The organism is Streptomyces sp. NPDC091416 (assembly GCF_044756845.1).
Taxonomy (GTDB): Bacteria; Actinomycetota; Actinomycetes; order Streptomycetales; family Streptomycetaceae; genus Streptomyces.
In genome coordinates, this window is sequence record NZ_JBIVTU010000059.1 from 1 (window position 1) to 1431 (window position 1431).

Sequence of the window (1431 nt, forward strand, 5' to 3'; positions counted from 1 at the left end):
AGAGTGCGGGATGTGGCGTTCCGCCGGTCTTGTCATCGCTCGATGGTGTGACGTTGGGGCATCGTCGCCGGTCAGGCGTTCGGGGTTCGCTTGGGTTGTGGCATGAGCATGCGCAAGCCGTACCCGAGCGATCTCACCGACGAGCAGTGGGAGCTTGTCGAACCCGTGATCACGGCGTGGAAGGTCCGGCATCCGTCGGTCAGCGGGCATCAGGGCAAGTACGCGATGCGGGAGATCGTGAACGCGATCCTCTACCAGAACCGCACGGGGTGTCAGTGGGAGTTCCTGCCGCACGACATGCCTCCGCCCGGAGCGGTGAAGTACTACTTCTACCTCTGGCGCGACGAGGGCACCGACCAGGACATTCATGACCTGTTGCGCTGGCAGCTGCGGGAGAAGCGGAAGCGATTAGCCGACCCGAGTCTGGTGGTCCTGGACACGCAGAGCATCCACGCCGCCGTCGGCGTCCCCGCCACGACGACCGGCAAGGATGCCGCGAAAAGGGTGCCAGGCAGGAAGAGATGCCTGGCCGTGGACGTATTGGGCCTCGTCATCGACTGCGTCGTCCTGCCCGCCTCCGCACACGAGAACACGGCCGGCATCGCCCTGCTGGACGGTGTCGCCGAGCAGTGCGACACGGTGAAGAAGGCCCTGGTCGACCAGGGCTTCAAGAAGAAGGTCGTCGATCACGGCAAGAACGTGGGCATCGACGTCGAGATCGTCGAGCGCAACCCGGACGACAAGGGCTTCGTCCCGCAGGCCAAGCGGTGGATCGTGGAGCAGACGAACGGGATCCTGATGTTCTACCGCCGTCTCGTACGCGATTACGAACACCGGCCCGCCTCCTCCCGCTCCCGCGTTCTGTGGGCGATGACCTCTGTCATGAGCCGCCGCCTCACTGGCCGCACCATCGTCTCCTGGAGGACCGCGTGAGCGAGAACCCACAGGTCAAAGCCATCCTGGAACACATCGAGACCCGCGAGCGCGAACTGGCCGACCAGGCCGGGCGGTTCCGGGCCCGCATCGAAGAACTCACCCGCCAACTCGGCGAACTCGACGCGGAGAGCGAGAACCTGCGCATCACCCGCAAGACCCTCCTCACTCTCCCACTGCCCTCACCCGCCACCGGGCCGGACCGCCCCGGCATCCCGGACCACCCCGCCTACCAGCAGATCCTCACCGCCCTGGCCGACACGGGCCGGCCGATGCGTGCCCGCGACCTCTGCCAGGCCCTCGACCTGCCGATCCTCCCGAAGAACACCGAAGGCATTCGCTCCAAACTGAAACGCCTGGTCAGCCGGGGCATCCTCATCGAACCCGAACCCGGCCTGTTCGCCTGCCCCGACGCCTGAGGGCCACCCCCCACCCACGACCAGGGATCCTTCCCCAACCTCAACTACGAAACGGACAAGAGCTCACGTTCCGCACTCT

Annotated in this window: 2 protein-coding genes; both read left to right on the forward strand. The window is 66.0% G+C overall.

Features of this window, described 5'->3' with window-relative positions; all coding sequences use genetic code 11:
- Positions 1-102 precede the first annotated feature (102 nt).
- Complete coding sequence (locus ACIQMX_RS42455) at positions 103-933, forward strand: IS5 family transposase (protein ID WP_402487075.1); 831 nt, start codon at positions 103-105, stop codon at positions 931-933.
- Positions 930-1352 (forward strand): hypothetical protein, encoded by a 423-nt coding sequence (locus ACIQMX_RS42460; protein ID WP_402487078.1) that lies wholly within the window; start codon positions 930-932, stop codon positions 1350-1352. Before ACIQMX_RS42455 ends, ACIQMX_RS42460 begins: the two co-directional genes overlap by 4 nt.
- The last annotated feature ends 79 nt before the right edge of the window (positions 1353-1431 follow it).